Source organism: Flavobacterium tagetis (assembly GCF_016735615.1).
In the GTDB taxonomy this organism is placed as follows: Bacteria; Bacteroidota; Bacteroidia; order Flavobacteriales; family Flavobacteriaceae; genus Flavobacterium; species Flavobacterium tagetis.
In genome coordinates this window covers 1,680,630-1,705,900 of sequence record NZ_JAERSF010000001.1, presented here as the reverse complement: position 1 = coordinate 1,705,900, position 25,271 = coordinate 1,680,630, and the positions used below count along the sequence as shown (strand labels likewise).

At 33.0% G+C, this 25,271-nt stretch carries 23 protein-coding genes; 9 read left to right on the top strand and 14 right to left on the bottom strand.

The features are described from left to right. The 3 genes from JI750_RS07435 to JI750_RS07425 form a co-directional block, all read right to left on the bottom strand. Nucleotides 1-272: hypothetical protein (locus JI750_RS07435; protein WP_201999723.1), on the bottom strand; the 272-nt coding region annotated here is incomplete at its 3' end. Nucleotides 273-700: 428 nt separating this feature from the next. Continuing rightward, nucleotides 701-1,936 carry an ABC transporter permease gene (locus tag JI750_RS07430; RefSeq protein WP_201999721.1) on the bottom strand — a complete coding sequence of 412 codons (1,236 nt, stop codon included), beginning with the start codon at nt 1,934-1,936 and terminating at the stop codon, nt 701-703. Between the two features lie 98 nt (nt 1,937-2,034). Next, nucleotides 2,035-2,529 (bottom strand): YkgJ family cysteine cluster protein, encoded by a 495-nt coding sequence (locus JI750_RS07425; protein WP_201999718.1) that lies wholly within the window; start codon nt 2,527-2,529, stop codon nt 2,035-2,037. Nucleotides 2,530-2,601: 72 nt separating this feature from the next. On the opposite strand from JI750_RS07425, the gene JI750_RS07420 reads away from it, so the two are divergent. Both JI750_RS07420 and JI750_RS07415 read left to right on the top strand, forming a co-directional pair. Further along, nucleotides 2,602-3,309: a class I SAM-dependent methyltransferase gene (locus tag JI750_RS07420; protein ID WP_201999716.1), complete on the top strand. Its 708-nt coding sequence runs from the start codon at nt 2,602-2,604 to the stop codon at nt 3,307-3,309. Between the two features lie 16 nt (nt 3,310-3,325). Further along, nucleotides 3,326-3,871, top strand: a complete 546-nt coding sequence (locus JI750_RS07415) for a YfiT family bacillithiol transferase (RefSeq protein WP_201999714.1) — start codon at nt 3,326-3,328, stop codon at nt 3,869-3,871. 78 nt (nt 3,872-3,949) lie between these two features. On the opposite strand, the gene JI750_RS07410 is transcribed toward JI750_RS07415, so the two are convergent. The 8 genes from JI750_RS07410 to JI750_RS07375 form a co-directional block, all read right to left on the bottom strand. Further along, nucleotides 3,950-4,582, bottom strand: coding sequence for a 7-carboxy-7-deazaguanine synthase QueE (locus JI750_RS07410; protein ID WP_201999712.1), 633 nt, complete (start codon nt 4,580-4,582; stop codon nt 3,950-3,952). A gap of 102 nt (nt 4,583-4,684) precedes the next feature. Beyond that, a complete protein-coding gene (locus JI750_RS07405; protein WP_201999710.1) occupies nt 4,685-6,352 on the bottom strand; it encodes a tetratricopeptide repeat protein in 1,668 nt (555 codons plus the stop codon). Between the two features lie 16 nt (nt 6,353-6,368). Beyond that, a complete protein-coding gene (locus JI750_RS07400) occupies nt 6,369-7,292 on the bottom strand; it encodes a PstS family phosphate ABC transporter substrate-binding protein (protein WP_201999708.1) in 924 nt (307 codons plus the stop codon). A gap of 2 nt (nt 7,293-7,294) precedes the next feature. Then, nucleotides 7,295-7,525, bottom strand: a complete 231-nt coding sequence (locus JI750_RS07395; protein ID WP_111365906.1) for a hypothetical protein — start codon at nt 7,523-7,525, stop codon at nt 7,295-7,297. Further along, nucleotides 7,525-8,325: an energy transducer TonB gene (locus tag JI750_RS07390; protein WP_201999706.1), complete on the bottom strand. Its 801-nt coding sequence runs from the start codon at nt 8,323-8,325 to the stop codon at nt 7,525-7,527. The genes JI750_RS07395 and JI750_RS07390 overlap by 1 nt, the downstream gene beginning before the upstream one ends. Nucleotides 8,326-8,363: 38 nt before the next feature. Continuing rightward, nucleotides 8,364-8,924 (bottom strand): ExbD/TolR family protein, encoded by a 561-nt coding sequence (locus JI750_RS07385; protein ID WP_198855497.1) that lies wholly within the window; start codon nt 8,922-8,924, stop codon nt 8,364-8,366. Between the two features lie 19 nt (nt 8,925-8,943). Continuing rightward, nucleotides 8,944-9,555 (bottom strand): ExbD/TolR family protein, encoded by a 612-nt coding sequence (locus tag JI750_RS07380; RefSeq protein ID WP_201999704.1) that lies wholly within the window; start codon nt 9,553-9,555, stop codon nt 8,944-8,946. A gap of 41 nt (nt 9,556-9,596) precedes the next feature. Beyond that, nucleotides 9,597-10,421 carry a MotA/TolQ/ExbB proton channel family protein gene (locus JI750_RS07375; protein ID WP_008464979.1) on the bottom strand — a complete coding sequence of 275 codons (825 nt, stop codon included), beginning with the start codon at nt 10,419-10,421 and terminating at the stop codon, nt 9,597-9,599. Between the two features lie 381 nt (nt 10,422-10,802). Here JI750_RS07375 and JI750_RS07370 point away from each other — a divergent pair, with 381 nt between their 5' ends. Further along, a complete protein-coding gene (locus JI750_RS07370; protein WP_201999702.1) occupies nt 10,803-12,320 on the top strand; it encodes a helicase HerA-like domain-containing protein in 1,518 nt (505 codons plus the stop codon). A 104-nt stretch (nt 12,321-12,424) separates the two neighbouring features. Here JI750_RS07370 and JI750_RS07365 read toward each other — a convergent pair whose 3' ends face one another. Then, a complete protein-coding gene (locus tag JI750_RS07365; RefSeq protein ID WP_201999700.1) occupies nt 12,425-13,768 on the bottom strand; it encodes an FAD-dependent oxidoreductase in 1,344 nt (447 codons plus the stop codon). Between the two features lie 217 nt (nt 13,769-13,985). On the opposite strand from JI750_RS07365, the gene JI750_RS07360 reads away from it, so the two are divergent. Beyond that, nucleotides 13,986-14,579 (top strand): GNAT family N-acetyltransferase, encoded by a 594-nt coding sequence (locus JI750_RS07360; protein ID WP_201999698.1) that lies wholly within the window; start codon nt 13,986-13,988, stop codon nt 14,577-14,579. 64 nt (nt 14,580-14,643) lie between these two features. Here JI750_RS07360 and JI750_RS07355 read toward each other — a convergent pair whose 3' ends face one another. Beyond that, the gene (locus tag JI750_RS07355; RefSeq protein WP_201999696.1) at nt 14,644-16,128 is read right to left on the bottom strand and encodes a DUF1254 domain-containing protein; all 1,485 of its coding nucleotides are present in this window, start codon (nt 16,126-16,128) and stop codon (nt 14,644-14,646) included. A gap of 195 nt (nt 16,129-16,323) precedes the next feature. Here JI750_RS07355 and JI750_RS07350 point away from each other — a divergent pair, with 195 nt between their 5' ends. From JI750_RS07350 to JI750_RS07335, 4 genes are all read left to right on the top strand, one after another. Further along, nucleotides 16,324-17,118, top strand: coding sequence for a helix-turn-helix domain-containing protein (locus JI750_RS07350; RefSeq protein WP_201999694.1), 795 nt, complete (start codon nt 16,324-16,326; stop codon nt 17,116-17,118). Nucleotides 17,119-17,199: 81 nt separating this feature from the next. Continuing rightward, entirely contained in the window at nt 17,200-18,711 is a 1,512-nt protein-coding gene (locus tag JI750_RS07345) for a serine hydrolase domain-containing protein (protein WP_201999692.1), read from the top strand. A gap of 326 nt (nt 18,712-19,037) precedes the next feature. Beyond that, nucleotides 19,038-20,486 (top strand): serine hydrolase, encoded by a 1,449-nt coding sequence (locus tag JI750_RS07340; RefSeq protein ID WP_201999690.1) that lies wholly within the window; start codon nt 19,038-19,040, stop codon nt 20,484-20,486. Nucleotides 20,487-20,645: 159 nt separating this feature from the next. Then, complete coding sequence (locus JI750_RS07335; RefSeq protein ID WP_201999688.1) at nt 20,646-21,089, top strand: hypothetical protein; 444 nt, start codon at nt 20,646-20,648, stop codon at nt 21,087-21,089. Nucleotides 21,090-21,189: 100 nt separating this feature from the next. Here the strand turns inward: JI750_RS07335 and JI750_RS07330 are convergent, their stop codons facing one another. Next, complete coding sequence (locus JI750_RS07330) at nt 21,190-23,580, bottom strand: penicillin acylase family protein (protein ID WP_201999685.1); 2,391 nt, start codon at nt 23,578-23,580, stop codon at nt 21,190-21,192. Nucleotides 23,581-23,689: 109 nt separating this feature from the next. On the opposite strand from JI750_RS07330, the gene JI750_RS07325 reads away from it, so the two are divergent. Continuing rightward, nucleotides 23,690-25,246 carry a hypothetical protein gene (locus tag JI750_RS07325; RefSeq protein ID WP_201999683.1) on the top strand — a complete coding sequence of 519 codons (1,557 nt, stop codon included), beginning with the start codon at nt 23,690-23,692 and terminating at the stop codon, nt 25,244-25,246. Nucleotides 25,247-25,271 lie beyond the last annotated feature (25 nt).

The following is a 25,271-nucleotide window of genomic DNA, read 5'->3' as shown; positions in this document are numbered from 1 at the left end:
AAAAAATTTTTGAAGCTTTTTTTTCGCCTCATCTTTTCGTTTTTCTTACCAGTCTGCCAAGGAACTTTCCGTGTTTTGCGGGGTGCAAATGTAAAAAGCTTTTTCTTTTCCCGCAAGCTTTTTTTGATCTTTTTTTTCTGAGAATTTCTTCCCTCAATTATCATAAAGCTGCCGGAATGTCTAAGAGCGTTTTTCGCTGTTGCGGGTGCAAAAGTAGAACCTTTTTCCGCTTCTGCAATACTTTTTACCGGCTTTTTTAAATCTTTTTTCAAGTTATTTCTTAACGCACTGATAACGGATGCTTTACATTTTAAGATTTTTTAGTTTTGCGTAAGGTTTTTCCGAATGCAGCCGCGTTTTTGGCATTTTTAGCCCCTTGCGGATTCCCGATTCTGCAAAGTTTTCAGCTTTTTCATCTCTTTTTTATGATTCTCCATCATTTTAAAGGAGGCTTTCCGCCCGAAAGCTTCTTCTGAAAACCGATGCACTAGCCCCGATAGGAGCGGAAATCCTTTTGGGGCCGGGGTTCGGCACAAAAAGATTGGAGCGCATAGCGGGATTTAGCTCCTAATAAAACAGATTCTAAAACAAAAAAAGCCTTCGACTCCGATCAGTTGGACAAAACATACTTATATTATATATGCATAAAAAACAAATCCGACAGGAAACCTGTCGGATTGTACATGCTTAGCTTTATTATCTAATCGAAGCGGATGGCTTTTACTGGAGATATTTTCGTTATTATATATGAAGGAATTAATAATACCAAGAAACATACACTAATAGTAAGCAAGTTTAATAGAAGTATATAAACCCAGTTTAAATAAACCGGGGCCTGATTGACATAATAATTTTCAGGATTAAGCTGAATTACTCCAAATTGTTGTTGGATTAACAGGATTGAAATACCTATTAGATTTCCCCAGAACAATCCGCGTAGAATTAAGTAAAAGGCATTATACAAAAATATTTTACGGACTGACCAGTTATTTGCACCCATCGATTTTAAAATTCCGATCATTTGGGTTCTTTCTAAAATTAACACCAAAAGCGCCACTACCATATTAATTGTAGCTACCAGAATCATAATACCTAAAATGATTACAATATTAAAATCGAACAACTGAAGCCAGTCGAAAATATAACTGTATTTCTCTACAATCGTTTTTGTATCGAGGCTAGACGAAGTTGATTCATAAATTTTATTACCTACAGTTTTTATTTCATTAAAATCTTTGACAAAAATCTCAAACGCCCCAACTTGATTTTCATTCCATTTATTAATTCTCTGAATGTGTCGAATATCGCCGATAATATAGGTAGCATCAAAATCTTGAAATCCTGAATTAAATATAGCCGCAATTTTAAAACGGCGACTGTTTGGAAGCTTACCTTGCTCTTCTTTTATAAAAAAGGTATTGAATTCGTCTCCGATTTTCAAATTTAAACGGTCTGCCAGAAATCTTGAAATAATAACATCTTCATTTAATACTTTTGTAAAATCTGGCAATTTACCTTCTACAATATATTCTTTTATATTATTCCAATCGTAATCTGCTCCAACTCCTTTGAATATAATTCCTTCAAATGCATTTTCCGTTCTAATAATTCCAGCTTTACTAGCCACAGCCTGAATGTGGCTTACTTCTGGAACTGATTTAAAATTAGGATAAAAATCTTGCTTCTTCGAAATTGGAACTGTGGTAACTTCTGAATTATTATTATCATAATTAGAAATTATAATTTGACCATTGAATGCAGAGACTTTATCTCGAATCTTTTTCTGCAAACCAATTCCAGTTGCTACAGAAACAATCATCATAATAATTCCGATCGCTATTGCAGAAATAGCAATTTTTATAATAGGTGCCGAAATACTGCTTTTGTAATCTTTGGCAGTAATAAGTCTTTTGGCTATAAAATATTCTAAGTTCAAATTATAAGTTTTCTCTAGGTTGATTAATTATTCCTTCCAAAAGTACATCTTAAAAAAAGAAAACGATGATATTACCGTTAACAATTGTTCGTTTCTATTTATAATGGTAATTTCTTTTTCATTTCCTCTACTATATTATATGCCGCTGGACAAATTTCGACGTTTTTCAAAGTTAGATTTGAAATCTGATAAAATTTATTCCTATCTGTATGAGGAAACTCTCTACAGGCTTTTGGACGAACATCATAAATCATGCAATAGTTTTCATTATCCAAAAAAGTACACGGAACACTCTGCAAAACATAATCTTTATCCTCATCTATTCGCAAATACTGATCAATAAATTGCTGTGGCTTTTGTCTAAAATGTTTTGAAATTCGCTCTATGTCTGCCAAAGTAAACAAAGGCCCAGTTGTTTTACAGCAATTAGCGCACTTTAAGCAATCCGTTCTTTTAAATTCAGCATCGTGCAAATCCTGCATTATGTAATCTAAATTTTTTGGCGGTTTCTTTTTAAGCTTATCGAAATACTTTTTATTCTCGTTATGCTTATCTTTGGCTAACTTACTTAAGTTATTTAAAATCTGTTTCAAGTTTAAAATTTAAAGTTGATATGCAAAATTAAACAACTTTAAACTTGAAACCTTAAACTTTGAACTAAAACAATGAAAGATCTTTTTGGAAAAGCGATATTTGACTTTTATACAAAAAATTCGCCTGAAGATATTATTACTGAAACTTCGATTTCTGAAGAAGACGAAATGAGTGTTGAATATCTTTTCCGCACCTATAATGAAATGCCAAAAATTGAGCAAAAGGCTTTACAATTGGCAAAAGGTAAAACATTAGATGTAGGATGTGGCGCAGGAAGTCATGCTTTATCATTGCAAAATGAACGTAATCTAGAAGTAACTGCTATTGATATTTCAGAAAAAGCGGTTGAAACTTGTCTTCTTAGAGGAATAAAAAATGCTAAAGTTGAAAATATCTTAGATTTTGAAGGAGAAAAATTTGACACAATCCTACTTCTAATGAATGGAACAGGTATTTTTGGCCAATTAAAAAATTGTAATAAATATTTATCTAAATTAAAATCTCTTTTAAATCCTGGCGGTCAAATTTTAATTGACAGCTCTGACATCATTTATATGTTTGATGAAGATGAAGATGGCGGAAAATGGATTCCGTCTGAAAATGATTATTATGGCGAACTAGTATTTAATATTTCCTATAAAGGAGAAAAAGAAGAACCTTTTGATTGGTTATATTTGGATTACAACACACTTCAAAATGCAGCAATTGCCAACGATTTTAACTGCGAACTTATTCTTGAAGGAGAACATTACGATTACTTAGCTAAACTTTCCATTTAAAACAAACCATAAAACGATGAATGAACTAGATTTAGAGAAATTAAAATATCCGATTGGAAAATTTACAGCTCCAGACCAATATTCTGCAGAGTATCTATCTGAAAAAATTACAGAAATTGAAACTCTTCCAGAAAAACTAACAATAGAAGCCATTCATTTAACTGACGAACAACTGGATACTCCTTATAGGCCTGGCGGCTGGACAGTAAGACAAGTTATTCATCATTGTGCCGAAAGCCATATGAATTGCTACGTTCGTCTAAAATGGGCTTTGACAGAAAACAATCCCGTAATTAAGCCTTATGACGAAGTTCTTTGGTCTGAATTAAGCGATAATCTGACAATGCCAATCCAACCAACTCTAGACTTACTGAAAGGACTTCATTTCAGATTGGGCTATATCATGCGAAGTTTATCAACATCTGATTTAGAAAAAACTTTTATACATCCTTCTGATAATTCAGAAATTAAACTCAAAAGAATGATTGGAATGTATGCTTGGCACGGAAACCATCATTTGGCACACATTACCTCTCTGAAAAATCATAAAAATTGGAAATAAAAGAATGTGTTTATTTTTTACACAGCTTGTATACTTCCATAAAAAAGAAAATCTCTTCGTGTGAAGAGATTTTCTTTTTTATGGAATATTAAGATATTTATGTGTTTGTAATGAAACTCTCCATTTTGGATTATTCATAACATAATCAACAATAAGCGGAGTCATTTCTTCTTTTTTGCTCCATTCTGGCTGAAGGAACAAAATTGCATTGTCATTTACTAATTCTGCTTGTTCTTCGGCAAAAATAAAATCGTGTTTATTGTAAATAATCACTTTTAACTCATGCGCATTATCATATACTGTTTGTGTTGGCAACTTATTCTTTTTTGGCGAAAGACAAATCCAATCCCAAGTTCCTGATAATGGAAAGGCACCAGAAGTTTCAATATGCACTTTTAATTTTTTTTCTTTTAATCGATTTGTCAAAAGTGTCATATCCCAAGACAAAGGCTCACCACCGGTTACAACAACTGTATCAGCGTACTTTGCAGCATTTCCAACAATTAAATCCACGCTTGTCGGGGGATGAAGCTCGGCATTCCAGCTTTCCTTCACATCACACCAATGACATCCCACATCACATCCACCAATTCTAATAAAGTAAGCTGCTCTTCCTGTATGCGAACCTTCTCCTTGAATGGTATAAAATTCTTCCATCAAAGGAAGCATTGCTCCTTTATTTACTTCTAATTGTATTTCTTTTGGTAACATTTTAATATTTTAAGAGTGCAAAGATAATCAATAATATACGGAACAAAAAAAACCGATAGTTTTTTGAACCATCGGTTTTTTATTCTCTTTAAAGTCTTCTAATTATTTTAAAGCTTTTATAGATTGTGTAGCATACGAATTTGCAGGATCTAACACCAAAGTTTTATTGAAATATTCAATAGCTTTAGCTTTATCTGTATTAGCATAAGCTGCACCAATACCGTTGTAAGCTTCAATAAATTTCTTAGTTACAGCCGGTTTAGCTACTTCTTCAGCACCTTTAGCTGAAATTTTAGTAACATACTCTTCGTAGTTTTTAATAATCAAATCGTCTTTGTCAAGTAAAGAATTAATTCTTGCTTTGTACAAATATGCTTCATCATAGTTAGGAGCAGTAGTTAAAATTTTATCAAAAGCTGCATCTGCTTTCCCTAAAGCAACAGCATCACGGCTTTCTTTTGGTTTAGTAGCATTACCGTAGTATAATGAGATTCCATAATAAACACTATCATCTAAGTAATTTTTAGACTCAGAATTGCTTGCTCCAAGTTCAAAAATAGAAGCTGCTTGTGCATATTGTTTTTTACCGAATAACTCTTTTCCAAAGTCAGCAAATTCTTCAACCACTAAAGGCTCTAATTCAACTGCTTTTTTAATATCAGCTAAACCAGCATCAAAAGCTGCTTGATCTACAGTACCATCAGCTGCTGTTCCTTTTTTGATTTTCGCTAAACCTAAGTAGTAGTAATCTCTACCAATAACTTTGTTTCCTGGAGCTTTAATAAAATCTTCGATAGATTTAATTGCCACATCAACATTACCATTTTCGTAAGCAGCATATCCTAAATATCTATAGATTCTAGGATTTACTTTATCTTGAGCAATCATTTTGTTTGCAACAGTTTCTAATTGCTTGTAATCTTTAACCAAGATCAAGAAATCTGCATGACGCATTTTAGAATCAAGAGAGTAATCTGTCAAACTTAAATACTTCTCATAGTTTGTAATTGCATTTTGCAAGTTTACCTTAGCAGTAGAAGGTTTGTTTCTTGCCCATTTGTAATATGTTTCAGCAAGCTCTCTATAAACTGGTCCGTAGTTAGCGTCTAATGCGATAACTTCATTGAATGATTTAATTGCTTCATCATAAGATTTTGCACCTTTTAATAAAACTCCTAATTGCATTTTTGCTCTTAACAAAGTGTTATCAGCAGTAAATGCATCACGGTAAGCTTTGTAAGCATCATTTTGGTTGTTTGCTCCGTAGTAAGCGTCTCCAATTGCTAATAATGCTTGTGCATTTTGAGGATCAACTAATAAAGCTCTTTTCAAAACTTCAGTAGCATTTTTATAATCTGGATTATCAGAATTCATGTAAGCTCTTGCGATGTAAATAAATTCATTTACATCTTTTTTCTTCATGTCTTTAGTAGCCAAAGCAAAATTAGCTTGAGCAGCAGCATTATTCTTAGCATCAAGATCTAATTGTCCTAATCCGATATAGCTTAGGTTTTTCTTATCCGAAGCCTGTAATCCATTATTGTAATAGATTTTTGCAGAATCGACAACAGATTGATTTAAATAAACATTTCCTAAAACAAAATTTGCTTCCCCATCTGAAGGTTTACTTTTGATGATTGATTTAAGGATTGTTTTTGCTTTATCAAATTGTTCAGCATCAATTGCCTTCTTTGCTTGGTTGATATCTTGCGCTTTTGCTGCGGTAGCCGAAGCAACTAATGCAAGACTTAAAATTTTAAATTTATTCATCTTTATTGTAATTAATTTATTCTTTATCTTTTATAATTTCACTTCTAATCTTCAGTTTTCGTCCTGGAGTTTTATATGGCAACAGTCCTGATTTTAAAACTATACGCTGTCCAATATCCCCTGCTATGAATGAAGCAAAGCCCATTCCAAGTCCTGAATAACCTTGACAGTTTATAATAAACAAATCACGTGCCAAAGGATATTTTCCCATTTCTAAGTCATTTTGAGTAGGACTGTAATATTCATTACTGTTCAAACCTTTAACATATAAGACATTAATCTTATTAATAGTTTCAGTCATATCAGGTGTTGGTTGATAAAACCAATTAATACCAATAACACCAATCATCCCATCATTTTCTGATACAAATTTGATTACTTCATTATTTGTCTTAAATGAGAAAACTCCCGATTTAGGTATTTCATTCACCTTCGCTAATTCCTTCATGTAACGAACAGTACTTGAATTAGGATTATCGAAAACTAGGCCTTTAATTTTACCATCTGTTTTACCTTGCATGAAATCAATCACACTTTTCAACGCGATTAATGTATCATTATTGCTTTTGTTCGAAATAAAAGCAATAGCGTCATGAGCAAAAGGAGTTACTCTTGGATTAATTTTACTCTTATCAAAACGAGCTCTTTCTTCTGTAGTTAGGTCTCGAGTTGTAATTGCAACTTTAGTTTTTTGGTTTAATAGATCATTAATTACTTCAGCTTCTGAATTTGGCTTTACTGTTATTTTTGCATTATAGTAAGTACCTTCAAAAACAGCAACCTGATCGTCTACAATTTGCTTTACTGTTTCGTCAACCGCAATATCAAGTGATCCTTTCAAAATGGTCTCTTTTTCAGTTTCACTTTTGCTTTTTTGGTTGCACATGGCAAACAAAAAGACAAAAACAACCAAACCCAAAGCCTTACTATATTTCAACATAATTATTCTTCTTTTGAATTAATTAATCTTAAAAATCTTATTCCCGAATATACAATTAGCAGTCCTCCAAAAGCATATCTGTATTTCCATTCCATGTTTAACGGAAGTTTTTCCCAAAACATAATCATTAAACCGAGCACAAGATAAATTAAAAAAAACAGTATTCCTAAAACAAGAAGAAATCGCTCTTTGAGCGATTTCTTCTGAATATTATTAAGCATATCTTTTAACATTATTCTGCAGATTGAATAGTAATAGGAAGAGAGTATAATACCCTAACTTTTTTACCATTTTGCTCGCCGGGAGTCCATTTTGGACATTTTTTAAGAACACGAATTGCTTCTGCTCCTGTACCATAACCGATATCTCTTAAAACTTTAATATCTGTTAATGACCCGTCTTTTTCAACTACAAACGTAACGTAAACTTTACCTTTTAATCCTTCTTCTTCTGGAGTTTTATAGTTGTTTCCTACGAATTTGTAGAATTTATCTATACCTCCTGGGAAGTCTGGTTTTACTTCGATACCAGCTGTGTTATATACAGTGTTATCTTCTTGTACCACCTCTGCTACTGGTCCTTTTCCTACAGGCTCATCAACAGTTAAAACTGCATCTGGATCTCCTTTGATAGTCTCAGCACCAACTTTTTTGTCTTTTAACTCAACAATTTTTGGTGGATCTTCAGTTACTTCTTCCGCTTTTGCAACCACAGGTTTAACGAATTTAACCTGATCCACTTTTGGTGGTGGTGGTGGTGGTGGTGGCATGTTAGGCTTAATTTCCTCTTTTTTAGGAGGTAATTTTACCGCAGCCATCTTAACCTCTTTAACCTCTTCTTCTTCTGCAGAGTCTGGCAACAAACTCGCAATAAGAGGAGCAGCAATAGCAGCACTAAAGATAAGAGAACCAATAACAAGTGCTTTCACAGTTGTTTTTCCGTTTGATTTTCTCAGCTCGTATGCTCCATATATCTTATTACGTCCTTCGAATACGATATCAAGCCACTGATTTTTTATAATATCTAATTTCATACTTCTTGATTTTTAAGTCGATAAAACTAAGATTGCTCTTATTTTTTATCTATCACTTTTGCTTCTTCTGGTGTAAACTCAGGAACAATTGCATACGTCTCAACTCCAGTGATAGCCATTTCGTCCAAGATATCAACCAAATTACGGTAATTTGATTTTTTTGTTGGTTTAATGATCACAATGATTCCGTTTTTAGGTTTCCCTAAAGCAGCAGAATAAGCTAAAACATTTTTCTTTTGTTTTAACAATTCTCTACGGATACCATCTTTACCATATGCAATGTCTTTTGGTCCCACTTTTGGTGTCGCCAATAACCCCATATAGTAAACCATTTTATTATCGCCACCTAACATTACTGTCATAGTACGATTCTCGTCTACTTTGGTATCCTCAGTTTTCTTATTTGGATCATCATCTTTGTTTGGCAATGACAAATCCATCGATTGAGGTTTTGACAACGAAGTAGTTAACATAAAGAATGTAATCAATAAGAATGCCAAATCCACCATCGCTGTTAAATCGACTTTCGAATTCTGCTTTTTACTTCTTACTTTACCACCTTTACCACCACCGCCGTCGCCGGTATTTAATTCAGCCATCTTAGTGTATATTTTTTAATTAAAAGTCTCTTCCTCTCTTACCTGTAACTAAGTTAAAGGAATTGATTTTCTGATCTTGCAAAATATCCATAATTTTTCTAATTTTTGGATATTCTTCTTTAGCATCTCCTTTAATCGCAATCTGCAATTCTTTGTCATCTAAATCAATTGTAGCTCTTCTAGAGATTAGAAGCCATTCTTTCAATTGATTATCTAATGAATCCAAAGGAATTCCAGGTTGGTTTGCTTTGGTTCTGTCCGCCGCTTTCATATCAATGATTTGCTTCAAACCTGTAATTGGCACACCAAAATCATCCATAAGAGCAAATTTGGTTTTATCTTCTTCTGAAAATTCAATACCATATTTTGCACCCATTCCTTCAAGAGTTCTTTTACGAACTTCTCTTCCTTTGATGTCAAAAAATACTTTTCCTTTTCCTACTGTAATAATAGCCAAATCAGTATCTGGCAGTTTACTTATCGCAACAGAAGCAGGCATATCTACAGGCAATGCCTCAGGCACTTTAGCAGTAGCGGTCAAAATAAAGAACGTAAGCAAAAGGAACGCTACATCACACATCGCAGTCATATCTGTCGATGTAGACTTTTTTTTCATTTTTATTTTAGCCATTATCTTTTATTTTATTTTTTTGATTAAAAATCAAAAATTAATTATTGTCTTAAACTTCCTCTGAATTTTCTGTAAGTATTAACGATAGTAGTACCAGCCTCATCGATAGAGTAAGTTAAATCGTCAATTTTAGCAGTAAAGAAGTTGTAAGAAACAATTGCTAAGATAGAAGTAGAGATACCAGTAGCAGTGTTGATAAGTGCCTCAGAGATACCTGTTGCAAGAGCAGCTTGGTCAGGAGTACCAGCAGAAGCTAACGCACCAAACGCTTTAATCATACCAGATACAGTTCCTAATAATCCTCCTAATGTACCTAAAGATACTAAAGTAGAGATAATAGTCATGTTTTTCTCTAACATTGGCATTTCTAATGAAGTTGCCTCTTCAATTTCTTTATGGATTACTTCAGAAGCTTCTTCGCTGTTGAATCCTTCTTTTTTAACATCTTGGTATTTTACCAAAGCAGATTTAATTGCATTTGCAACTGAACCTTGTTGTTTGTCACATGAAGCGATAGCAGCTTCGATGTTTCCTTCTTTAATACTACCTTGAACGCTTTTCATGAATTTGTCAAGGTTAGTTTTTCCTGCAGCTTTACCGATAACAATAAATCTTTCAATAGAAAAAACAACAACCATTAAAAACATACCTAATAATACTGGTACGATGAAACCTCCTTTATATACTTGTCCTAATGTATTGATTGGATGTCCTGTTTCTGGATTACCTCCTTCGAAGTTCGCAGAATCCCCCATGATTACTTTCCAAATAAACACCCCCACTAAGATACACGCTACAATAATGATTCCTGTGATCATTCCTCCGCCATTTGAAGTGCTTTCTTTTTTAACTTTAACGTTTGCCATTTTTTTTAATTTTAATAGTTTTAAATAATTTTTATTTTTTAGTTATATTTAACTTGTAGAGGAGCAAATTTATACGTTTAGTTTAAATAAAAAAACTTTTTTTAATTTAATTGACCGAAATTTAACTTGAAATTAAAAAATATCTCATTAATTTGCTGACACCATTTTTTAAATAAAACAAAAAAAAGGACGATAATTAGAAAAATTACAACGTTTTAGTAAATATTCAAAGATTCCTTTGATATCTTCTTAAAAAGCTGCGAATTTTTTTTTTATTAAATTTTCAATCAAAAAAAGCTTTTTCTTACTAAAAAAAACCACATAAAAAGTACCCAAAAACAAAGCAATACTCATATAACAATCTAAATTACAAATAAAAACATGAATAAAAAAGAGAATTTTATTGCAGATATAACTACAGGGTATTCTTCGAAAGGAGATAGCATTATACTTGGAGGCGCAATGCTTGACGGTGAGCCAATTGCAGAAGCACACGTCAAGATTCCACTGAAAACTTTAAACCGACACGGATTAATTGCTGGTGCAACTGGAACAGGAAAAACCAAAACAATCCAAGTTTTTTCTGAGCAACTTTCTAATGCCGGCATTCCTGTATTAATGATGGATATTAAAGGGGATTTTAGCGGTATAGCCAAAGAAGGTAAAGAGGAAGGTTTTATTACAGAACGTCATGCCAAAATAAATATACCTTATAATGTAGCCGCGTTTCCTGTTGAGTTAATGTCTTTATCCAAACAAAATGGTGTGCGCCTCCGTGCTACCGTATCTGAATTTGGACCAGTTTTATTTTCGCGAATCTTAGATCTGAATGATACGCAGGCAGGAGTTGTAGCGGTTATCTTTAAATATTGTGATGATAACCAAATGCCTTTACTGGATTTGAAAGACATTAAAAAAGTAATAAATTATATAACTGAAGAAGGTAAAGACGAAATTGCAGCCAGTTATGGAAAGATTTCAACTGCAACAACAGGAACAATTCTTAGAAAGATTATTGAACTGGAACAACAAGGCGGTGATTTGTTTTTTGGGGAATTATCTTTTGAAACAGATGACTTAATGAGAATTGATGAAAACGGAAAAGGTTACGTTAATATCATCCGCTTGACGGATATTCAGGACAAACCCAAATTATTCTCGACTTTTATGTTAAGTCTTTTGGCTGAAATTTATCAGAAGATGCCTGAAAAAGGAGATGCAGAACAGCCTGAGTTAGTAATCTTTATTGACGAAGCACATTTAATTTTTAATGAAGCCAGTAAAGCACTTTTGGAGCAAATTGAAACTATTGTAAAGCTAATTCGTTCTAAAGGTGTCGGAATTTATTTTGTTACCCAAAACCCGATGGATGTTCCGAGTGGCGTTTTGGCTCAGTTAGGTCTAAAGATTCAGCATGCTTTAAGAGCTTTTACAGCAAATGACCGCCAGGCGATTAAAAAAACAGCAGACAACTACCCTACTTCTCCTTATTATAAAACAGACGAATTATTAACGAGTTTAGGAATTGGAGAGGCTTTGGTCACGGCGCTTAACGAAAAAGGTATTCCAACTCCGCTTGTTGCTACTATGATGCGTGCGCCAATGAGCCGAATGGATGTTTTATCTCCATCTGAAATTGATGAAATAAACAACAAATCAAAATTAGTTAAGAAATACGCTGAAGAAATTGACCGCGAAAGTGCTTTTGAAATTTTAAATAAAAAACTAGCAGATGCCGCAGATGCCGCAGCTCAACAAGAAGAACAAGCACCAGCAAAATCTTCAAAAGCTGGACCAAGCACTACAGAAGTTGTTACAAAATCGGTTTTAAAAGTCGTAACAAGCGCTACTTTTATAAGAGGTGTTTTTGGTGTCTTGACTAAAATCTTTAAGAAATAAAAAAACTAAACTATCTAAAATATAAAACCCGACAAATTCTTAAAATCTGTCGGGTTTATTATTATGTGTAAAGTTTGTATTTACTTATAATAGGTATAAAAAACTTAAGCCTGTTCTAATAATGCTAAAATTTTGTTTTCAACTTCTGGGCTGTCCCAAATGTTTTCAATATTTTCCATTCGAAGCACTTCTTCCATGATTCCGTTTTGATAATCTCCAATTGCCAAAGCTTCGGCATATGGACGATCACTGAAAGTAACACGGCTGTAAAGCGGAATCCATTTATCTGGATGTTTGTCTGAAAAGACTTTTTCTATTTTCTTTTGCAACAAGAATTTTTCATCTGCCGTTTTGGTACTCATTTCTAAGAAATTTCGATACGAAAGCTCTGCAATGGCATCTGCATTTGGTTTTCTAGAGACCTGATATTCTGAAAATATTTTCTTCCAATCATCTTGGTACTTTTCAATCATTTCGCTCAAAACGGTGATGTCTTCAAAACCAGCATTCATACCTTGTCCGTAAAACGGAACAATCGCATGACAAGCATCTCCAATTAGAGCAATTTTATTCTCGTAAGTCCAAGGAAAACATTTCATGGTAACCAAAGTACTTGTTGGATTTTTAAAGAAATCATTTGCTAATTCTGGAATTACTTCAATCGAATCTGGGAAATTTTTCTCGAAGAAATCTTCAACCATTTTGCGGTCCGTTAATGATTCAAAAGAGTTTTCTCCTTCAAAAGGCATAAATAAAGTACAAGTAAAACTTCCGTCAAGATTAGGAAGTGCAATTAACATGTACTCGCCTCTTGGCCAAATATGAAATGAGTTCTTATCTAATTTATGTGTTCCGTCTGGATTTGCTGGAATATTCAATTCTTTATACCCCATATTCAAAAATTCCTGTGAATAATTGAACATGCTCTGACGCTGCATTCTGTGACGGATTCTAGAAAAAGCTCCATCGGCACCAAAAACCATATCGAACTTTCTTTCTTCCCACTCTCCTCTTTCGCTTTCACCGATATGAAGTGTCGCATCGCTCAAAGTAACATCCCAAACTTTTTGCTCAAAATGAAATTCAGCTCCAGCTTCTTCGGCAAGATCGATCATTTTTCGGTTTAGTTTTCCTCTAGAAATAGAATAAATCGATTCGCCTTCCTGACCGTAATTCTGAAAATTTAATTTGTCTACCAAATGAATGGCACGTTTATCCATAGGAATTGCAATTTCTCGAACTGAATCGCCAACACCAACTGCATCCAAAGCCTTCCAGCCACGGTTGGACATTGCTAAATTAATAGAACGGCCAGAAAAATTTATTTTTCGGATATCGGGACTACGATCATAGACATGAACAGAGTGACCAGCTTTTTTAAGATAAATTGCCAGCAACGATCCTACAAGTCCAGAACCAACAACAGCAATTTTTAATGATGTTTGCATCGAGGGAAAATCTAATATTGGGTCGTAAAAATAACTAATAATTGTACATGAGCCGTAAAATAAATGAACAAATTGTTTGTAAATAGTGATTCACAAAATTATCCTGTTTTTGGATGTTTTAAAAATATAACAAAATGTTATTTTATTAGATTTATTCACAGAAATTAAACAGCTAATTTTGCCTTCTATTTAATTCATTAACTAAAAAACAAAATTCATGAAAAGCGAAATTTTACAATCAGATATTATTTTAGAAAATGAAAAAGTGCTTTTAATTCCATTCGAAAGCAAAAGAAACTTAGAACTTAAAGAAATCATTTTTGATGATGAAATCTGGAAATACATGGGAATGTATGTGCGAAATAATCAAGACTTTGAAAACTATATTAAAAATACATTAAAACAAAAAGCAGACGGAATTTGTTATCCGTTCCTTATTATAGACAAAGCTACAGACAAAGTTGCAGGAAGCACTCGTTACGGTTATTTAAATCATTCAAGCCAAAAATGCGAAATTGGATGGACTTGGTATGGAAAAGCATTTCAGGGAACGGGATTAAATCAAGCATGCAAATTTGAACTGCTTAATTTTGGTTTCGAACAAATTCAATTCAGAAGAATACAATTTAGCGCCGATCTTGAAAACACTAGATCACAGAAAGCTATTGAAAAATTGGGAGCTGTAAAAGAGGGCATTTTTAGAAACAATTATGTCGATTCTGAAGGAAAAAGTAAAGCAGATGTTTATTTCAGTATTATATTAGAAGAATGGTCGAAAACTAAAAAAGAATATTTCTCAGCGTTTATTTAAAAAACAGAAGCCGATTTTAAAAATCGGCTTCTGTTTGAATTAATTTACCTTTTAAAGAACGGACTTATTTTACTTCTTCAAAATCTCCTGGTTTCCAACTTCCATCAAAAGCAGCCTTTTCAGGTCCATAAATACGTATATAAACGAACCAGCCTTTGTTTGGAATTGTTTTTATCCATTGCCCTTCTTTGCCTTCTGGCGCTTTTGGTCCAAAATACAAATCAACTGTTTTACCTCCTATCTTATCTTTAAGCTCAAACATAGAACGAAGTGCAGCCTTATTTTGATCTGTAGCAATCTGGCTTCTAGTTTCGGCATCATAAACTGTAGCAGACCAGAAAAGTTTTGCTGGCACAGGAGTAGGAAGTGTCAGTTTATAAGTTTTACTTCCGTCAACATATTTTCCTGTATTGTCTTTCAATCCTAACCAATATAAAGACCCTGAACCTTCCTGACGTCTAAACATAGCTGGAGAAGCACCAATTGCCTGATAAAACCAAGTTTCCCTTGCATCTATATCAACGTAATTCTGAGTATTAAAATCTCCATTCTCAGGACGAAGTCCAACCCATTCCCATTGACGATCTTTCCAAACTATACGATCTGGACGACGATCGGCAAACGATTGCACGCGCATTTGAGCATTAGCAATTTTTGCTGCTTTTGAAAGTATACTTTTCATACGTTCATCTGGCGTAAAAGGTTTTCCTTTTGCAATTCCCAGCACAGCCAATTCTCCATAATAGTTACGATATCCATCATAAGATGGTTCACGGTCAATAACTTCTTTTAAAACTTCCCAGTACTTAAAAGTTGTCTCATATTGTAACGGCGTACTATTTTGCGGTTTGTCTGTTAACTGAAGCCAAGTTGGATCTTTCCAATCAGAAGTTTTATTAAACGGATAAACTTTTACTGTTGTCAAGCGTTCTAAAGCTCCTTTTACATCTCCGCCCACAGGAAGCGAACGCACACCAACAGTGAGATTATCAGAAGAAGCATGCCAAACGTAATATCCTGATGATGGAATTGGTCCTTTATAACCAAATGGAAGAATTAAATGCTTACCGCCCTTTCCTGCATCTGGACCCGGAATTCCCATATCGGCAACCCAACGCTGATTAACATCCATAGCAACAACAATAAGCGGACCTGTAGGTATTTCGACAACCATAGGACCTTTTGATAAATCTAAAACTACCGGTGCATAAGGTGTATCTGAATTTAATGTATACCCTATTTGACCTGGTTTTGTATCTAATGTTCCAAAAACGGAATTGGCTTTTACTCCTATTTCAAGATTTCCAAGACCAATTGCTGCACCAGAAACAGTTGGGTAGAAAAATTTATAGGTTTGTATTGCACGATTAAGATCGGCATCGTCGTATGCTTTTTGTATGGTTGCCTCTGTTGGATATCCACCAACAAATTCATAACCATCTACACTTGAAGAATCTGCAGAAGCACTTTCATTATTTACTGCGGTTTCTTTCTTACAGGCAGTTGCAAGAAGAAATAATGAAAACAAACAAGGAATGATTTTTTTCATAATAATTAGATTTAAACTTGAATTAGGGATAAAATTCCAATCAAATTTAAATCTAGTCGGTACAAAATTAGCTACTTAGAATCTTCAAATAGGTTTCAAGTTATAAAATGAAACCTGTTTTTTATAGGCACTCATTTTTGCTTCATTCTCTTTTTAGCCTAAATTTGAAATCAAATTGACAAATCAAACTAAAAAATGCAGTTATATTCAGAATATTATGTGAGTAAAAAATCGGAACGATTTGTCAATAAAATTTGGTGTCTCGATAATAGCATCGGCGAAAGCATAATCGAAAATAAACTGGTTTTACCAAACGGATGTTTTAATCTTGCGTTTATAAATGGCAATTCTATCCAAGTTCATACAAGCAAAAACAAATATGAGATGAACAGCGGCATCTATTTTTGTTCTCAAATGACGAATAAAGTTCTTGTAAATATTCAGCCCAGAACAAAAGTTACCATAATCCAACTTCATGCTTGGACACTTTCTCTGTTTCCTCAATATGATTTGAGCAATTTTACAGATTCGATTATTAAAATTGATGCTTTGGAATTACCTTTTAAAATTGAAATTCAATCTGATATTGAAACATTATTAAAGACAATTAATTCTTACTTTGAAACATTGATTGATTCTAATGAAAATCAAAATTTAATTGAAAAAATCTGTGAAATAATACGACTTTACGAAGATGAAATTTCGGTTTCAGAAATTGGTAAATTATTAAATTCTTCTCAGCGTTTGCTTCAAATGAAGTTTAAGACTGCTACAGGACTTACGATCAAAAAGTATATTCAGATTTTGAAATTCAGAAAATCCGTTGATCAAATGCTAAATGCAGATTTAGAAAAGCTAAGTCTCACCGAAATTGCACTTTACAACAAATATTTTGATCAATCTCACTTTATCAGAAAGTTCAAAGACGTAACTAAAACAACTCCAAAAATGTTTAATCCTGATTTGTATTTTCTTTCACAAAAAAGATAATTTTTTTCGCTTTTGTACAATTTTGATACTGGGGATTGAACTATTATTGCAAAATCAATAATCATCAATCAATCATCAAAAATGAAAATCATTAATCCTCTTTTTTTTCAATTCAAATCTATTTTAATTGGAATTTTACTTTTTCAAATGCAAACTGTTTGTTCGCAAGAAGAAAAAAGCTCAACATTGTACAAAACTATTATGTCAAAAGATAGTCTGCTTTTTGACGTTGGGTTTAACACGTGTGATGTAAAACAATTTGAAAATCTTTACACAGAAGATTTTGAGTTTTATCATGACAAAGACAGCATTTCTGATAAGGCAAGATTTCTAAAAACGTTTCAAAATGGAATCTGTTCTCCAACAAGAAAATATAATTATCGTAGAGAACTAATAGACAGGAGCACTGAAATTTATCCTTTATATAAAAATGGTGTTTTGTATGGCGCCATTCAAATGGGAACGCATCGTTTTTACGAAAGTTCTTCTGGAAATAAAGAACAGGCTGGAAGTTTCGCCAAATTTACTCATCTATGGCTTTTAAAAAATAAAGAATGGAAATTGGCCCGATCGCTAAGCTATAATCATCAAATGACGAGTTCTACAGCTGGCAAATCTAATCTTTTTGATAATGATCAGGAGACCGAAAAATGGCTTAAAGAAAATAATGTTCCCGCTTTAGGAATTGGAATTATTGCAGACAATAAACTAAAACAAGTAAAAGTTTTTGGCGAGCTTAAAAAAGGTATTTCTGCACCCTACAACACAATTTGGAATGTGGCTTCGCTAACAAAACCTATAACTGCAATAATTGCCTTGAAGTTGATTTCTCAAGGAAAATGGGATTTAGACGAACCGCTTTACAAATATTGGACTGATCCTGATATTGCGAAAGATCCTTATTTAAAATTACTGACCACGAGAATTGTTTTGAGCCATCAAACAGGTTTTCCTAACTGGAGGTCTTTTAATGAGTCTAAAAAGTTAGATTTCAAATTCAAACCAGGAACTCAATATCAGTATTCTGGAGAGGGCTTTGAATATTTGCGAAAAGCTTTGGAGAAAAAATTCCACAAAACATTAGATCAATTGGCTTTAGAATTAGTCTTTGAGCCATTAAAAATGACCGATTCTCAGTTAATCTGGAATGATAAAATTGATCTTTCGAGATATGCCGTTAATTACGACAAAAACGGAAATGCTTACGAACCAACTAAAAACAAAACTGCAAATGCAGCCGATGATTTATTGACCACCATTGAAGATTACGGCAGATTCTTATCGAGCGTAATGAACGGCGAAGGATTAAGCAAAAAGGTCTTTGAAGATATGATTTCGCATCAAGTTCAGACCAAAAAAAACAAATACTTTGGTTTAGGCTTTGAAATTTATGACTTAGGAAATGAGAACTATGCACTTTCGCACGGTGGTGCAGATCAAGGGGTTCAAACTATTTTTATTTTACTGCCAAAGACCAAACAAGGTTTAGTCATTTTTACCAATGTTGATGACGGCTATAAAGTTTATGAAAATATTGTTGTTCATTATCTTGGAGAAAACGGTAGAAAAATAGTCGATATCGAAACAAAATAATTTCCACTTCAGTCAGATATTAACTTTAATCTGAAAACATGCTAAATTTATTTATCCTTCTATTATTATACATATGTAAAATTTTGACTGCTTAATAGCATTAAAAATATTTGTTAGTTATGAGCATAGACCAAGTTTTAAAGTAACTGGTTTGTGCTCTACTTTTTTATACTCTAAAAAAAAATAAAAATTTTGGGTTAATCTTGAAACCAAATCGCAAATCAATCGTCTAAAGTTTTAGAGCATCTTTTTTATTTCATTTAAGAAGTTTCAATCATCAATCAAAATCGAATCATTCATTAATCTTAAACCATAATCAATCCATTATGAAAAAATCAATCAAACTTGTTGCACTTTTTGTTGCTTTTCAATTTTCATCCTTTAGCACTTTTGCTCAAGATAAAGCACAGCAAATTGAACAGCTTTTAAACAAATACAACGAATACGGACAATTTAATGGTTCTGCTTTGGTATCCGAAAACGGAAAAGTAATTTTCAAAAAAGGTTTCGGTTCTGCCAACATGGAATGGAATATTCCGAATCAGCCTGATACTAAATTTAGACTTGGTTCTATCAGCAAACAATTTACTGCTCTTTTAATTGTAAAACTGGCAGAAGAAGGAAAAATTAAATTAGATGTTCCAATTACAACTTATCTTTCAGACTATCCAAAAGAAAACGGAAGCAAAATCACGATTCACCATTTATTAACTCATACATCTGGGATTCCAAATTATACCAATGCGCCTAATTTTCTTAGAGATAAAGCGAAAAATCCTTATACTCCAGAAGCTTTTGTAAAAACATTTTCAAGTCTTCCGCTAGATTTTGCTCCAGGTGAAAAGTTTAATTATAGTAATTCTGGATATTTCTTATTAGGTTATATTATCGAAAAAATTACAGGCAAAACGTATGAGCAAAATTTACAAGAAACGATTTTCACGCCTTTAAGAATGGTTAATACTGGTTACGATCATAGTGAAGTAATTTTAAAAAACAGAGCTGCTGGTTATGAAAAAGAAGGAAAGAAAATTGTTAATGCCTCTTATATTGACATGAGTATTCCGTATGCTGCAGGATCTTTGTATTCGACTGTAGAAGATTTGTATTTATGGGATCAGGCGCTTTATACCAATAAATTGCTTTCTGAGAAATCAATGGAATCTTTATTCAAACCTTACATTAAAGCTTGGAATGGTTTTTACGGATATGGATGGTCTACTTATGAAGTGCCAAACGGAAACGATAAATTGACTGTTGTTGAGCACGGAGGTGGAATCAACGGATTTAATACCATTATTTCGCGTATTCCTAAAGATAAAAACCTTGTTGTTTTATTGAACAATACTGGAGGAACTGTCTTGGGCGAAATGAACGCAGCAATTCGTGCTATTTTATACAATCAGCCTTTTAATCAGCCAAAAAAATCTCTGGCTCTTGATCTATTAGATGTTTATACTGAAAAAGGTGCAACAGCAGGAACAGAAACTTACAAAAAGCTAAAAACCGATCCTACTTATGCTATTAAAGAAGGCGATATGAACCGAGTTGGATATCAATTATTGCAAACTGGAAAAAAGAAAGAAGCTATCGAAGTTTTCAAAATAAACGTTGATACTTTCCCTAAATCCGGAAATGCTTATGATAGTTTAGGCGAAGCATATTTGGCTGACGGAGACAAAAAATTAGCGATGGTCAACTATAAAAAATCTGTTGAGCTTGATCCTACAAATGAAGGCGGGAAAAAAGTTTTGGAAGAACTTTCTAAAAAATAAAAGCAGGCAATTATAGATTAGATGCTTAAAAGTAGCTCCGAAAAGTAGATTCAAAATCTATTTTTCGGAGCTTTTTTTGTTACAACTTGGGACATTAAAATTCGGTGAATTATTTTTTTTAAATACTAATTTAGCCCACCCAAAATAACTTAATGACCTATGAAAAATCTAAAAAATCACAGTTTCTTAGCTGTATTGTTATGTCTTTTTATTTCTTTTAAATCTTTATCGCAAAACAATCGCCCGTTAATGCCAAGTCAGCAGAACAAAATTATAATTGATAAAATTGTCGAAGCTGCTCATTATAAAAATTATGTTATTGATTTTTGCCTTTCAAAAATAAATGAAACTTCGGCAAAAGAAGGTTGGAACGAACAAAAGTCTATGGAAATTACCCAAAGCATCAATTACAAAAATTTTAGAGATGCGATTTACAACAGTTTTGTTGTTTTTGACGAAGTTGAGCTGGAAATTTTATTAAAAGCATATGAAAAGGAACCATCTTATCAAACACAAAATATAATGACTAATAATAAAGTGCTTATTAATAATCTGAACATTTTTGCCGATGATATTGTGAAAGGAAAATATGTTTCTAAATAAGGTTCAGAGGTGCAAAGCAACAAAGGTTCAAAGGTTTTCTAAACAGAAACTTTTGAACCCTTGTTCGCTTTTATAGTCAACATGAAACTTAAAACAAAAACTAATTTTTCGGTTTTAAAACCAATTTTGTTGATGTTTTTACAATTTCCTCTTTGTTCAGTTTCATTTTTCTAAACTTTCCTGCGTTGTACATTTCGGCTTGATCGCTGTAATGTTTGCTGAAAGGGTTTCCAGATTGTCCTGTTGGCAAAATACTCCAGCTGTTTTCTACATCGGCAAAATCGACGATTCTTCGTGTTGATGGTCCGCCTTTGGTGTAATATTTTCCTTCATCATTAAATCCGAAGAATAAATTATTGATTACTTCATTTGAACCTGGAGAATTGAACGGACCAACATTAAACAATCCGCGAAGCGCTTTGACTTTTCCTAACGGATGTTCGTGTTCTACGGTATGTACTTTCCCCCAATTCCAATCTGAGATACTTTCTCCTAACTGATTTTGCAAAGCAATAACAGCGTCATGAAAAGATTTTGAAACAACTTCTTTTCTGGTTTCTTTTATATTTTTTGTTTTGATATTATCCCACCAAACCGAATTTTCGTTTTTTATTTGATTCGCAATAACTTGTTTTCCAAGAGAAATTCCCAAAAACAAATTGAAATTATCTTTTCCCATTTCATCTTCAAATGTATTTTTCAGATATAAGTAAATCCATTTATTGTAAATCGTTGGCGCAACATCTTCAATATTTGTTGTTCCTTTCCAAGATTTTAAAGTATTTATAACTTCCTTTTCTTTATTAGAAAGAGGTTTATTGTCTAAACTTGTAATTAAATTTTTAACTACCTCAACAGCAACATCAGAAGTATTATCGTAAATCATTTTGCTGATGGCTTCTTTATCCCAATCAGATTTCGCATCTAAAATTCCAGAAATTCTTTTGGCGCGATCTTCTGGCAGATAATATCCCGGATATAAATAGCCATTGTCTATAGCTTCTGGCTGATTATTCGCAGAATATACATATCCCCATGCAGGATTTTCAGCTGATGGATTTTCTTCAAAATCTAAAAACTTCGTAATATCATCTTTTCCGCTTGAACCGTCCAAAATCAAATGCGTATTAACGCCTTCATTGTGTCTATATAATTTTCCACTCGCCCACCAAGCCACATTTCCTTTGGTGTCTCCGTACATTACATTCAATCCAGGAGCAGCAATTAAGCTGACAGATTTCTTAAAATCCGTAGTATTTTTAGCGTGTGAAAGTCCATAAGCTGCATCTAGAATTAAGATTGGTTCTCTTGTGTATGTCCAAGACATCGCAATTGGTGTTTTCTTATCCAGACGATCAATAAAATCATTCATTATTGGTCCGTGACGCGTAATTTTAACCGTCAATACAACATCTGAAGAATCTTTAACTTTTATAGTTTTTTTTCTAATTTCATATTTACTGAAACCTGTTGGCGTTTGATATTGAGAAGCATCATCAGTTTTATTTTTTTCTTGATAAAAATCAATGTCGTCATTTTCAAACATCGTTAGACCATAAGCATAATCTCTATTGTGCGCCAAAAGCGGAAATGGAGTTCCTGCCAAATAACAGCCATACAATTCATGTTCTGGTGTTACAATATGCGCTTCATACCAAGTCGCTGGCTGCGAAAATCCGATGTGCGGATCATTAGCAAAGATAACTTTTCCCGTTTTCGATTTATGTGGACCAACAACCCAACTGTTACTTCCAACAAATGGCGGAATCGGAGATTGATCCAGCATTGCAGTTATAGATTTTGAAATTTCGGCATATTCTTCCGTTTTCTCTTTTGAGATTTTAATTCTAGTATTATTGAATTCTCCTTCAACACCTAAATCTTTCAAATAAGCGGCGCCATACCTATTTTTAATATCTGTCAGTAATGGATCAGTTTTCTGCGCCATAGCGAAACTAAAAGACATATAACCAAAAATATTATAAACGTCTTTTATGGTAAACTTTTGCTTTTTTACGCCAACCAAAGTAAATTCTATTGGCGTCACTCCTTCTTCTAAATATTGATTAATTCCATCCAGATAAGCTTGAGTTAGTTTATAGCTTTCACTATTTTTATCCAATTTTGCAATAGCTTTCGCCGAAGCTTCTTCAATTCCAATTCCGGCAAAAAACTTATCGTTTTTAAGCGCGACACCTCCAAAAAGTTCGGATAAACGTCCTGGAGCAATTCGGCGTAACAATTCCATTTGCCATAATCTTTCCTGTGCATGTACATAACCTAAGGCGGTCATAGCATCTTTTTCAGAATCTGCATAAATATGAGGCACTCCAAAATCGTCAAAATAGACTGTGGTTTCTTTCTCGAGATTATTCAATTGTACAGAACCTTCATATTTCGGTTTTAAATGAAAAATATAAGCGCACAAACCAATCGCAAGAATCACCACAAGAACCAATACGGTCAACAAGATTTTTTTAATTATTCTCATATTCTAAAAAAGGATAAAAATTCAAAATGATATAACTTTTCTTTAAAATTTTATAAGAAACAAAGCTCTTTTAAAGTCTAAATTTATGTATTTAAAATTAATACTATAAATGTCCATCTATAAAAAAATAGCTATTGTAGTAATTTCTCTGTTTGTCCTTGTAATTCTTGCCAATATAGGATTGAATTACTGGATTAAAAAACAGCTTCCGATTATTATTCACGAAAAAAATAAAACGGCTTATAATATCAATTATGAAAAAATTGAAGTTTCTCTTTTTTCTAGAAATATTAATGCGCAGACTTTGCTTGTAAGCCCGAAGAACGAACCGAAAGACAGTAAAAACGGGCTTTTCTCCAAAATTGAATCTATCACCATAAAACACTTCAATATTTGGGATTTGGCTTTTCGCGATATTATTCAGGCAGAAAGCATTATCATCAACAAACCGAGAATCATTTTATACAAGAAAGGCGAAAAATTAATCAATAACAGCAAAAGCATCGAAAAAGAAATTATTGATCCTTTTCGAAAAATTATAGCAGTTTCTAATATTTACCTGAATGAAGGATCTGTCGATGTTGTCTCTTTAGATACAGATAAACCTATTTTTAGCATAAAAAAAATCCTTTTAAAACTAGAAGGCATTTTAATTACTGATGCTACTTTGAAAGAAAAAATTCCGATTCAATATGAAAAGTACGCTCTCGTTTGCGACAGCTTGTTTTATAGACCAAATGGTTTCTATTACATCAATATTGGAAAAATAAGCACTGAAAAGAATTTTCTGAAAATTAATAATTTCTCTAATCTACCTCAATTTGAGCGATATGAATTTGTAAAACGTCTCGAAAAAGAAAAAGACATTTACAATTTAAAATTTGACTCGGCTCAAGTTGCAAAAATGGATTGGGGCTTTAAAAATGATCGCTTTTATTTCAAAGCAAATTCGCTTCTAATTCATCATTTTGATGCCAATATTTACCGCGGAAAAATGCTAAAAGACGATCCAAGCAAAAAATATCTTTACAATCATTTATTGCGAAATCTAAAATTTCCGCTTCAGATTGATACTTTACAGGTTCTTAAATCGAAATTGGTTTATGAAGAAGAACTTGATGTTTCTAAAGGGCCCGGAGTTTTAACTTTCGATAAGTTCAATCTTCAGGCAACCAATTTAAAAAGTGGTTTTGGTTTAAAAAAAACAGACGACGTAAAAATCAAAGTCAAATGTATTTTTATGAAAAACTCTCCTCTTGATGCCGATTGGAGTTTTAATGTTTTAGATAAAAGTGATGGATTTCATATTCAAGGTATAATTTCGAACTTTAACGTTGAAGGAATGACGAGATTTACAAAACCATATATTAACACCACTTTTACTGGAACTTTTAATAAATACCGTTTTAATTTCTATGGAAATGATAACGGATCAAAGGGAAATGCTTCTTTAGATTATGACGACCTCAAAGTAAAATTATACAAAAAGAATAAACCCGAAAAAGAGGCAAAACTCAAAACAGCTGTTGCCAATTTATTAGTCAAAAACGATTCGAAAGACAAAGCCAAAACTGCAGAAGTCGAAGTTGAACGGCTTCAAGACAGATCTTTCTACAATCTTTTGTGGAGAAGTATTGCAGAGTCTTTGAAGAAGATTTTAATTTAATATATTATCCTTTAGCCACGAATTG

Coding starts and splice junctions, on each gene's coding strand:
- JI750_RS07420 (WP_201999716.1), top strand. CDS start 2,602: ATGAAAGATCTTTTTGGAAAAGCGATATTTGACTTTTATACAAAAAAT.
- JI750_RS07415 (WP_201999714.1), top strand. CDS start 3,326: ATGAATGAACTAGATTTAGAGAAATTAAAATATCCGATTGGAAAATTT.
- JI750_RS07410 (WP_201999712.1), bottom strand. CDS start 4,582: ATGTTACCAAAAGAAATACAATTAGAAGTAAATAAAGGAGCAATGCTT.
- JI750_RS07405 (WP_201999710.1), bottom strand. CDS start 6,352: ATGAATAAATTTAAAATTTTAAGTCTTGCATTAGTTGCTTCGGCTACC.
- JI750_RS07400 (WP_201999708.1), bottom strand. CDS start 7,292: ATGTTGAAATATAGTAAGGCTTTGGGTTTGGTTGTTTTTGTCTTTTTG.
- JI750_RS07395 (WP_111365906.1), bottom strand. CDS start 7,525: ATGTTAAAAGATATGCTTAATAATATTCAGAAGAAATCGCTCAAAGAG.
- JI750_RS07390 (WP_201999706.1), bottom strand. CDS start 8,325: ATGAAATTAGATATTATAAAAAATCAGTGGCTTGATATCGTATTCGAA.
- JI750_RS07385 (WP_198855497.1), bottom strand. CDS start 8,924: ATGGCTGAATTAAATACCGGCGACGGCGGTGGTGGTAAAGGTGGTAAA.
- JI750_RS07380 (WP_201999704.1), bottom strand. CDS start 9,555: ATGGCTAAAATAAAAATGAAAAAAAAGTCTACATCGACAGATATGACT.
- JI750_RS07375 (WP_008464979.1), bottom strand. CDS start 10,421: ATGGCAAACGTTAAAGTTAAAAAAGAAAGCACTTCAAATGGCGGAGGA.
- JI750_RS07370 (WP_201999702.1), top strand. CDS start 10,803: ATGAATAAAAAAGAGAATTTTATTGCAGATATAACTACAGGGTATTCT.
- JI750_RS07365 (WP_201999700.1), bottom strand. CDS start 13,768: ATGCAAACATCATTAAAAATTGCTGTTGTTGGTTCTGGACTTGTAGGA.
- JI750_RS07360 (WP_201999698.1), top strand. CDS start 13,986: ATGAAAAGCGAAATTTTACAATCAGATATTATTTTAGAAAATGAAAAA.
- JI750_RS07355 (WP_201999696.1), bottom strand. CDS start 16,128: ATGAAAAAAATCATTCCTTGTTTGTTTTCATTATTTCTTCTTGCAACT.
- JI750_RS07350 (WP_201999694.1), top strand. CDS start 16,324: ATGCAGTTATATTCAGAATATTATGTGAGTAAAAAATCGGAACGATTT.
- JI750_RS07345 (WP_201999692.1), top strand. CDS start 17,200: ATGAAAATCATTAATCCTCTTTTTTTTCAATTCAAATCTATTTTAATT.
- JI750_RS07340 (WP_201999690.1), top strand. CDS start 19,038: ATGAAAAAATCAATCAAACTTGTTGCACTTTTTGTTGCTTTTCAATTT.
- JI750_RS07335 (WP_201999688.1), top strand. CDS start 20,646: ATGAAAAATCTAAAAAATCACAGTTTCTTAGCTGTATTGTTATGTCTT.
- JI750_RS07330 (WP_201999685.1), bottom strand. CDS start 23,580: ATGAGAATAATTAAAAAAATCTTGTTGACCGTATTGGTTCTTGTGGTG.
- JI750_RS07325 (WP_201999683.1), top strand. CDS start 23,690: ATGTCCATCTATAAAAAAATAGCTATTGTAGTAATTTCTCTGTTTGTC.